This is a genomic window from Streptomyces colwelliae (genome assembly GCF_048158785.1).
Lineage (GTDB): Bacteria > Actinomycetota > Actinomycetes > Streptomycetales > Streptomycetaceae > Streptomyces.
The window spans coordinates 1-9,643 of sequence record NZ_JBLTJC010000382.1 but is presented as its reverse complement, the minus strand read 5'-3'; the positions used below and the strand labels follow the sequence as shown (position 1 = coordinate 9,643).

The following is a 9,643-nucleotide window of genomic DNA, read 5'->3' as shown; positions in this document are numbered from 1 at the left end:
CCCCCGCCCCCGCCGCCGTTGCCCTCGCCGCCGAACACGCGGCCGAAGCCGTCGTAGCCCATGATCAGGTCCCAGGCGGTGCCGTCGGTCGAGCCGCCGATGTACGGGCGGTCGGCGGCCGGGACGAGGGAGACGGCCGTGGCCCACCAGAAGCTGGAGACGGCCAACGCGACCGTGGCCAGGGCCAGTTGGACGAGCTTCTTCTTCCAGCCGAGCTTCGACGCGAACAGGTACACGGCGAAGACGGCGGGCAGGGCGATGTAGCCCTGGAGGAGCTTGGTGTTGAAGGCGAAGCCGAAGCAGACCGCGGAGCCGATCAGCGGCAGCAGCCGGTCGGTGCGCACGGCGCGCAGGCCGAGGGCCGCGCCCGCCACCATCAGCAGGACGAGGAGGGTGTCGGGGTTGTTGTCACGGTTGATGGCGACCGTGATCGGGGTCAGGGCGAGGACCAGCGCGGTGATCGTCGCGGCCACGTGCCCGAAGTACCGCTTCACGGAGGAGTGCAGGATCCAGATCGTGCCGAGCGCGGCGGCGACCTCCGGCAGCATCATCTGCCAGGTGCCGAAGCCGAAGATCCGGCACGACAGGCCCATCACCATGAGGGCGAAGGGTGGCTTGTCGACCGTGATGAAGTTGCCCGCGTCCAGCGAGCCGAAGAACCAGGCTTTCCAGCTCTGGGTGCCGCTGTAGACCGCGCTGCTGTAGAAGCTGTTGAGGCTGGACCCGGAGAGGTTCCAGGAGTACAGCACCGCGGCGAGGACCATGATGGCGATCAGCGCGGGCAGCGACCAGCGGGGCGCCTTCTCGGGCGGCGCGTCGACGGATGGGGCCGGCGGCGGCCAGTCGGCGGACGCGGGGTCGGTGTGGGGGTGTGGATCGGTGGCAGATGTCACCCACGCATCGTGCGAAAGCAGGGTGGGTGACTGCTGTGCCGAACCTGGCGGCCGGCTGTGAATTCGCAAAGGGCGGAGTAACGCGTCGTACAACCGTTCCCCAACCCGTACAACCTTTCACGCCTTCCTGTGAGTCAAGTCATGCATGACTGAGTCTCTTTGGACCTCCCGCCGAGCCAGAGCGGTGGCCGTCGGCGCGGGCGCCGGGATCCTGATACCGCTCCTGGCCGCCGCGACGCCCGCCGCCGCGGCCACCCCGACGGTCAGCTGTACGTCGGCCAAGGCGGGCCTCGCCGCCAAGCTGAAGAAGGACATCACCGCGGCCCTCGCGAACCGCAAGGGGACCGTCGCGGTCGGCCTCTACGACCGGACCACCAAGACCACCTGCACCCTGCGGGCGACGAGCGCCTACGACTCGGCCAGCACCGTCAAGGTGACCGTCCTCGCCACGCTGCTGTGGGACGCGAAGAAGCACAACCGCCTGCTGACCTCACGCGAGTCGACGCTCGCCAAGGCCATGATCACCAAGTCGGACAACACCGCGACCTCCACCCTGTGGAAGCAGCTGGGCCTGACGAAGATCAAGGGCTTCCTGTCCGCCGCCGGCATGACCCAGACCAAGCCGGGCGCGAACAACTACTGGGGCCTGACCCAGGAGACCGTGACCGACGAGCAGAAACTGCTCAAGCTGGTCACCGCCAAGAACTCGGTGCTGAGCGACAACTCCCGTGCGTACATCCTGAAGTTGATGAACCAGGTCATCTCCAGCCAGCGCTGGGGCACGCCGTCCGGCGCCCCCTCCACGGTCACCGTGCACGTCAAGAACGGCTGGCTCCAGCGCTCCACGCACGGCTGGCGCGTCCACAGCCTGGGTACCTTCAACGGCGGCGGCCACGACTACATGATGTCCGTGCTCACCCAGGACAACAGCACGATGAGCTACGGCATCACGACGATCCAGGGCGTCGCCAAGGCGATCCACAAGGACCTCGCCTAGGTCCTGTCCTGGGGCATCGCTTTACTACGCGGTCTCCCGCACGTCATCCACCCGTCCTACGGTGACGCCCATGCGCCTGAGAACCGTACTCGCGACCGCGACCGCCGGCCTGGCGGCGGCCACCTGCCTCACCGCCGCCGCCGGGCCCGCGAACGCCAGCAACTCCCGTACCGCCAACGCCTGTTCATCGTCCGTCTCGATCGACCGCTTCTCCGACGCGCTCGACAAGACGACGTACGACGGCACGTTCGTCGGCAACTTCTCCGCACTCGCCGTGGACAAGGACGGCTCGCTGGCCGCCCTGGAGGACCGCTCCTCGCTGTTCGACCTGGACGCGAAGACCCTCCAGCCGAAGCGCGCCGTCCACCTCGCCGACGAGAACGGCGCCGACCTCGACTCCGAGGGCCTGGTCATCGACCGCGACGGCACGCGTCTGATCACCTCCGAGACCGAGCCGTCGATCCGCCGCTACTCCGCCGACGGCACGATCCTCGACCGCCTCCCGGTCCCGTCCTCGCTGCTCGTCGCCCCGGCCGGGCGGGCCGTCTCCAACCAGACCTTCGAGGGCCTGACCCTGCTGCCCGGCGGCCACACCCTCCTCGCGTCGATGGAGTACCCGATCGCCGGCGACACCTCGGGCGACGTCCGCTTCCAGACCTGGACCCGGACCAAGGGCGACCACTTCAAGCTCGCCGCGCAGTACGCCTACAAGACCGACGCCGCCTTCCTCGGCGTCCCCGAGGTGCAGGCCCTCCCCGACGGCCGCCTCCTCGTCCTGGAGCGCGGCTTCACCAGCGGCGTAGGCAACACCGTCCGCCTCTACCTGGCCGACCCCCGCCACGCCACGGACACCAGCGCCATCGACACCCTCACCGGCCAGCCCGGAGTCCACCTGATCAAAAAGACCCTGCTGGCCGACATCGCCGACTGCCCGACCCTCGGCGCCACAGCGAAGCAGCCCCAGCCGAACCCCCTCCTCGACAACATCGAGGGCATGGTGATCACGGGGAAGGAGAAGGGCCGCTACAAGGTGTTGCTGGTGAGCGACGACAACCAGAACGCGGTACAGACGACCCGCTTCTATTACCTCCGGGTACGGACAACCCCCTAAGGGGCGCGGGGAACTGCGCGACCAGCCACAGCGGGCCTGCACCCGAAAAACGACCCCCGCGCGAAGCGCAATGTTGCGGAGGGATGAAATCCGCTTCAATCCGCGTTGGTGCCTTCCGAAAGACCACCTGATCAGGGGCGAACGGAAGGCACCGCGTGGCAGCGAAACAGGGGGAGACACCGGGGCACAGCCAAGGCTGGGCAAGAAGGCTCGCCGGATACGCCTGGCGCTACCCCAAGGACGTCATCCTCGCCCTGGGCGCCTCCCTCGCCGGCATGGCGGTCACCGCACTGGTCCCCCTGGTCACCAAGGTGATCATCGACGACGTGATCACCGGCCACACCCGCTCCATGGCCCCCTGGGCAGCCGCCCTGCTGGTCGCCGCGCTCCTCGTCTACGTCTCGACGTACATCCGCCGCTACTACGGCGGCCGCCTCGCCCTGGACGTCCAGCACGACCTCCGCACCGAGATGTACGGCACGATCACCCGCCTCGACGGCCGCCGCCAGGACGAGCTGTCCACCGGCCAGGTCGTCGGCCGCGCGACCAGCGACCTCCAGCTGATCCAGGGCCTGCTCTTCATGCTCCCGATGACCATCGGGAACGTCCTGCTCTTCGTGATCTCCCTCGCGATCATGGCCTGGCTGTCCCTGCCGCTGACGCTGATCGCCCTGGCCGTCGCCCCCGCCCTCGGCTTCATCGCCCGGCGCAGCCGCAGCAAGCTGCACCCCTCCACCTGGTACGCGCAGGCCCAGGCCGCCGCCGTGGCCGGTGTCGTCGACGGCGCCGTCAGCGGCGTACGCGTGGTGAAGGGCTTCGGCCAGGAGGACCAGGAGACCGGAAAGCTGCGCGAGGTCGGCCGCCGGCTGTACGCGGGTCGCCTCCGCACGATCCGGCAGAACGCCCGCTACACCCCCGCCCTCCAGGCCGTCCCCGCCCTCGGCCAGGTCGCGATGCTCGCCCTCGGCGGCTGGCTCGCGGTGCGCGGACACATCACGCTCGGCACGTTCGTCGCCTTCTCCACCTACCTCGCCCAGCTCGTCGGCCCGGTCCGCATGCTCGCCATGGTCCTCACGGTCGGCCAGCAGGCCCGCGCCGGCACCGAACGCGTCCTGGAACTCATCGACACCGAACCGTCGATGACGAACGGCACCAAGGAACTCCCCGCCGACGCCCCGGCCACGGTCGAGTTCGACGACGTGTCGTTCGGCTACGACCACGAACGCCCAGTCCTCAACGGCCTCAGCTTCGAGATCCGCCCCGGCGAGACCCTCGCGGTCGTCGGCTCCTCCGGCTCCGGAAAATCCACCGTCTCGCTCCTCCTCCCGCGCTTCTACGACGTCACCCACGGCGCCGTCCTCATCGGCGGCCACGACGTCCGCGAACTCACCCTCGACTCGCTGCGCGCCGCGATCGGCCTGGTCCCCGAGGACTCCTTCCTCTTCTCCGACACGGTCCGCAACAACATCGCCTACGGCCGCCCCGACGCGACCGAGGAGGAGATCCTCACCGCCTCCCGCGCCGCGCAGGCCGACCGGTTCATCGCGGAACTCCCCGAGGGCTACGACACGACGGTCGGCGAGCAGGGCCTCACCCTCTCCGGCGGCCAGCGCCAGCGCGTCGCCCTCGCCCGCGCGATCCTCACCGACCCGCGCCTGCTGGTCCTGGACGACGCGACCTCGGCGGTGGACGCCCGCGTCGAGCACGAGATCCACGAGGCGTTGAAACAGGTCATGCGGGGCCGCACGACCCTGCTCATCGCGCACCGCCGCTCGACCCTCAACCTCGCCGACCGCATCGCCGTCCTCGACGGGGGCCGCCTCGCCGACATCGGTACGCACGACGAACTCCAGCAGCGCTCTCCGCTCTACCGCCGCCTCCTCACCGACCCCGACGAACTCGGCGGCGTCTCGCCCGGCCACGCCCAGCCCGCCGCACCGGCCGAAGACACTTCCGTACGGGACGAGCTGGACGCGGAGTTCGACGCCGAGCGCGGGCTCACGCCCCGGCTGTGGACCGGTGACCGCGAACCCAAGGACACCGCGCTGTCCGGGATGCCCGCGACGCCCGAACTCCTCGCCCAGGTCGACGCGTTGCCCCCGGCGACCGACGTCCCCGACATCGACGAGGCGGGCGCGGTCCGCGCCGAGGACTCGTACGGACTGCGCCGGCTGCTGCGCGGTTTCGGCACCCCGCTGCTGATCAGCCTCGGCCTGGTCGCCGTGGACGCGAGCATGAGCCTGCTCCTGCCGGTCATGATCCGGCACGGCATCGACCAGGGCGTGACCAAGATGGCGCTGGGCGCGATCTGGTCGGCGTCGATCCTGGCCCTGCTCGCGGTAGTCGTGCAGTGGGCGGCACAGCGCGGCGAGACCCGCATGACCGGCCGTACCGGCGAACGGGTCCTCTACACCCTCCGCCTCAAGATCTTCGCCCAGCTCCAACGCCTCGGACTCGACTACTACGAGCGGGAGTTGACGGGCCGGATCATGACGAGGATGACGACGGACGTCGACGCCCTCTCGACCTTCCTCCAGACGGGCCTGGTCACGGCCTTCGTCTCGGTCGTCACCTTCTTCGGCATCATGGTCGCCCTGCTGGTGATCGACATCCAGCTGGCGCTGGTCGTGTTCGCGACCCTCCCGCCCCTCGTCATCGCCACCTTCTTCTTCCGCCGGGCGAGCGTGAAGGCGTACGAACTCGCCCGTGAGCGCGTGTCGTCGGTCAACGCCGACCTCCAGGAGTCGGTGTCGGGGCTGCGGATCGTGCAGGCGTTCCGGCGCGAGCGCGACGGCGGCCGGCGGTTCGCCGAGCGCAGCGGCAGCTACCGCGAGGCGCGTACCCGGGGCCAGTGGCTGATCTCGATCTACTTCCCCTTCGTACAGCTGCTGTCGTCGGTCGCGGCGGCGTCGGTACTGATCGCGGGCGCGGGCAGGGTGGACAACGCGACGCTCACGACAGGCGCGTTGGTCGCCTACCTCCTCTACATCGACCTGTTTTTCGCCCCGGTCCAGCAGCTCTCCCAGGTCTTCGACGGCTACCAGCAGGCCACCGTCTCCCTGGGCCGCATCCAGGAGCTGCTCCAGGAACCGACGTCCACGCGAGCGGCCGACGAACCCCTCGAAGTCCTCTCCCTGCGCGGCGAAATCGCCTTCGAGGACGTGCACTTCGCGTACGGGGACGACGAAGAGGCCATCGGGGGAGTGGACTTGAGCATCCCCGCCGGCCAGACCGTCGCCTTCGTCGGCGAGACGGGCGCGGGCAAGTCGACGCTCGTGAAGCTGGTCGCCCGCTTCTACGACCCGACGGGCGGCCGGGTGACGGTCGACGGCACGGACCTCCGCGCCCTCGACATCACGTCGTACCGCCACCACCTGGGCGTAGTCCCGCAGGAGCCGTACCTCTTCCAGGGCACCGTCCGCGACGCCATCGCCTACGGCCGCCCCGACGCCACCGACGCCGAGGTGGAGGCGGCGGCCCGCGCGGTCGGCGCGCACGAGATGATCGCCACGCTCGACGGCGGCTACCTCCACGAGGTCGCCGAACGCGGCCGCAACCTCTCGGCGGGCCAGCGCCAGCTGATCGCCCTGGCCCGCGCCGAACTGGTGGACCCCGACATCCTCCTCCTCGACGAGGCCACGGCAGCCCTGGACCTGGCCTCGGAAGCCCAGGTCAACCAGGCCACCGACCGCCTCGCGGGCCGCCGCACCACCCTCGTCGTAGCCCACCGCCTGACGACGGCGGCCCGCGCGGACCGGGTCGTGGTGATGGACCACGGGCAGGTCGTGGAGGACGGCACACACGACGAGCTGCTCGCGCTGGACGGGTACTACGCCGACCTGTGGCGCACGTTCGTCGGTGCGCCCGGGGCGGAGGAGCAGGTCGTGGCGCCCTACTGACGGTCGCGCAACCATGCGACGTACGTCTTGCGTCCGTACATCAGTACGCTGTTCGGCTGCTGTGCTGTGCGGGAGGGATGACTGTGGACATGGGTGCGCTACGACGGCGGGTGGCGCTCGGCATGGCCGTGCTCACCGCGTCCGGACTGCTCGCGCTCACGGCCCCCGGCACCGCCGAGGCGGCCGCGGTCTGCCCGGGGCGGGAGGTGACGACGCTGCCCTTCTCCACCGGCACCGTCCATGTCTTCCGCCGGGGTGACTACGTCTGCGCGTACACCGCCGCCAAGGCCCCCGGCGCCAAGCGCACGATGTCGGTCAGCGTGCAGGCGCGCGGCAACCGCCCGGTCGTCGACAAGGGGCGGTACACGCGCCGGGCCGGACCGGTCACCGTGCACGCCGGTCACCGGTGCGTACGGGTGAAGGGCGCGGTCGGCCGCGGCTCGGTCAGCTCGGGCTGGATCCTCTGCTGAACCGCAGGTCGGCGCCGTAACGCACAACCTCCTCTGGTGTGACGGGAGTTGCTCCGATAGCTTCCCGTTCACAACTGCCTCACAGGGGAGACTGCATGCGCAAGGCGCTCAGATGGCTGCTGGCGCTCACCGTGCTCATAGGCACGCTGAGCACGGCCGGGGTGGCCACCGCCGCTCAGGCGGGCCAGGCCAGTCAAGCGGCGGACATCAAGGACCAGTTGCTGGCGATACCCGGCATGAGCCTGGTCCAGGAGAAGCCGTACACCGGCTACCGCTACTTCGTCCTGAACTACACCCAGCCGGTCGACCACCGGCACCCGTCCAAGGGCACGTTCCAGCAGCGGATCACCGTGCTGCACAAGGATGTCGCGCGCCCGACGGTCTTCTACACCAGCGGCTACAACGTCTCGACGACCCCGAGCCGCAGCGAACCGACCCGGATCGCGGACGCCAACCAAGTCTCCCTGGAATACCGCTACTTCACGCCCTCTCGCCCCGCCCCGGCCGACTGGTCCAAGCTCGACATCTGGCAGGCGGCCAGCGACCAGCACCGCGTCTTCAAGGCCCTCAAGTCGGTCTACACCCAGAACTGGATCGCCACCGGCGGCTCCAAGGGCGGCATGACGGCCACCTACTTCGAGCGGTTCTACCCGCACGACATGGACGGCGTCGTCGCCTACGTCGCCCCCAACGACGTGGTGAACAACGAGGATTCGGCCTACGACCGCTTCTTCACCAAGGTCGGCACCAAGGAGTGCCGCGACCGCCTGGACGCCGTACAGCGCGAGGCGCTGGTGCGCAGGGAGCCGCTGGAGAAGAAGTACGCGGCGTACGCGGCGGAGAACGGCTTCACCTTCACCACCGTCGGCAGCCTGGACAAGGCCTACGAGGCCGTCGTCCTCGACTACGTCTGGGGCTTCTGGCAGTACGCCCAGGCGGCCGACTGCGACGAGGACGAGCTGATCCCGCCGGACGCCGCGACCGCCACCGACGAGCAGATCTGGGACTCGGTCGACACGATCTCCGGTTTCTCGTTCTACACCGACCAGGGCCTGGACCCGTTCACGCCGTACTTCTACCAGGCGGCCACCCAACTCGGCGCCCCCGACATCGACTTCCCGTACATCGAGCAGAAGTACATCCGCTACGGCTACCAGCCGCCCCGGAACTTCGTCCCGCGCTCGATCCCGACGACGTTCCAGCCGTTCGCCATGCGGGACGTCGACTCCTGGGTGAAGCACAACGCCCGTCACATGCTCTTCGTGTACGGCCAGAACGACCCGTGGGGCTCGGAGCGCTTCGCCGTCGGCAAGGGCGCGAAAGACTCGTACGTCTTCACCGCACCCGGCATGAACCACGGCGCGAACGTCGCGGGCCTCGTCGCCGACCAGAAGGCACTGGCCACCGCCCGCATCCTGGCCTGGGCGGGTGTCCCCGCCGCGACGACGGCACAGGCGAAGCCTCTCGCGCCGTACGACGCGAGGCTGGACCGGCAGGGCGTCGAACGCGAGCCGACGCTCCGGCCGTAACACCCTTGCCGCGCCCGGCCGTTGACGGTCACCCGACCTACACCGGCCGGGCGCAGCCCACCGGTTGCGGGCCGCCGAGCTGGACGTACAGGGCGGTCGACGCCGGACAACTCGCGCGTTTCAGCGCGGCCTTGACCACCTTGTACTGCGGCTTCTTCTGCCCCGAGCCGTCGCACGCGGTCTCCCGGACCTGGCCGCTGCCGGAGCCGTAGACGCAGTCGCCGACGATCGTGCGGGGGCCGCCCCCGCCACCCGGGTCGCCGGGATGCGGCGGCTCCAGGTTGCGCATACAGGCGTAGCCCTTCGGTACGGCCACGTCGCCGCCCGGGCCAGGCGACCCCTGGGCGCCGATGTGCAGCACGAAGTCGGTGGTCGCGGGACACACCGGGCCGCCGCTCACATCGCCGTCGTAGCGGGCGACGACCAGGGCGGCCGCCCGCTCGCTGGTGCACGGCACCTCGGTGAAACTCGTCGTACCGAAGGAACTGCACTCGTCGGCGGCGAGGAACACCGCGCCGTAGCCGGAGGGTCGGGTGGTCGCGGACGACGACGCGGCCGCCTTCCCGCCGAGCCGTCCGTCACCCTCACCGGAACTTTTCGCGGCCTGGCAGCCGGTCGTCAGGGCGGCGAGCAGCGCCGCGCGGCCGGCTTCTCGGTCCCGGCCGGGTTCTCGGTCCCGGCCGGGTTCTCGGTCCCGGTCGGTCGCTATGCGTCGGCCGGCTCACGGCGCCTGCCGCCCAGATG

7 protein-coding genes are annotated in these 9,643 nt (G+C 70.0%); 5 read left to right on the top strand and 2 right to left on the bottom strand.

Translation table 11 applies throughout. The annotated features are described in order from the left end of the window. Positions 1-893 (bottom strand): glycosyltransferase family 39 protein (locus ACNFOC_RS44725; protein ID WP_416964747.1); only part of this gene is annotated, 893 nt, incomplete at its 3' end. A gap of 145 nt (positions 894-1,038) precedes the next feature. Between ACNFOC_RS44725 and ACNFOC_RS44720 the strand changes: the two genes are divergently transcribed. From ACNFOC_RS44720 to ACNFOC_RS44700, 5 genes are all read left to right on the top strand, one after another. After that, the gene (locus tag ACNFOC_RS44720) at positions 1,039-1,890 is read left to right on the top strand and encodes a serine hydrolase (protein ID WP_416964746.1); all 852 of its coding nucleotides are present in this window, start codon (positions 1,039-1,041) and stop codon (positions 1,888-1,890) included. 70 nt (positions 1,891-1,960) lie between these two features. Continuing rightward, positions 1,961-3,001, top strand: a complete 1,041-nt coding sequence (locus ACNFOC_RS44715) for an esterase-like activity of phytase family protein (RefSeq protein WP_416964745.1) — start codon at positions 1,961-1,963, stop codon at positions 2,999-3,001. A 155-nt stretch (positions 3,002-3,156) separates the two neighbouring features. Then, positions 3,157-6,900 carry an ABC transporter ATP-binding protein gene (locus ACNFOC_RS44710; RefSeq protein ID WP_416964744.1) on the top strand — a complete coding sequence of 1,248 codons (3,744 nt, stop codon included), beginning with the start codon at positions 3,157-3,159 and terminating at the stop codon, positions 6,898-6,900. Positions 6,901-6,977: 77 nt separating this feature from the next. Next, on the top strand, positions 6,978-7,370 hold the full coding sequence (locus ACNFOC_RS44705; protein WP_416964743.1) for a hypothetical protein: 393 nt from the start codon (positions 6,978-6,980) through the stop codon (positions 7,368-7,370). 95 nt (positions 7,371-7,465) lie between these two features. After that, positions 7,466-8,899: a S28 family serine protease gene (locus ACNFOC_RS44700; protein WP_416964742.1), complete on the top strand. Its 1,434-nt coding sequence runs from the start codon at positions 7,466-7,468 to the stop codon at positions 8,897-8,899. 37 nt (positions 8,900-8,936) lie between these two features. Here the strand turns inward: ACNFOC_RS44700 and ACNFOC_RS44695 are convergent, their stop codons facing one another. Further along, positions 8,937-9,533 (bottom strand): hypothetical protein, encoded by a 597-nt coding sequence (locus tag ACNFOC_RS44695; RefSeq protein ID WP_416964748.1) that lies wholly within the window; start codon positions 9,531-9,533, stop codon positions 8,937-8,939. Positions 9,534-9,643 lie beyond the last annotated feature (110 nt).

Excerpts from the sequence above, each read along its gene's own strand:
- ACNFOC_RS44720 (WP_416964746.1), top strand. The coding sequence starts at position 1,039 with ATGACTGAGTCTCTTTGGACCTCCCGCCGAGCCAGAGCGGTGGCCGTC.
- ACNFOC_RS44715 (WP_416964745.1), top strand. The coding sequence starts at position 1,961 with ATGCGCCTGAGAACCGTACTCGCGACCGCGACCGCCGGCCTGGCGGCG.
- ACNFOC_RS44705 (WP_416964743.1), top strand. The coding sequence starts at position 6,978 with ATGACTGTGGACATGGGTGCGCTACGACGGCGGGTGGCGCTCGGCATG.
- ACNFOC_RS44700 (WP_416964742.1), top strand. The coding sequence starts at position 7,466 with ATGCGCAAGGCGCTCAGATGGCTGCTGGCGCTCACCGTGCTCATAGGC.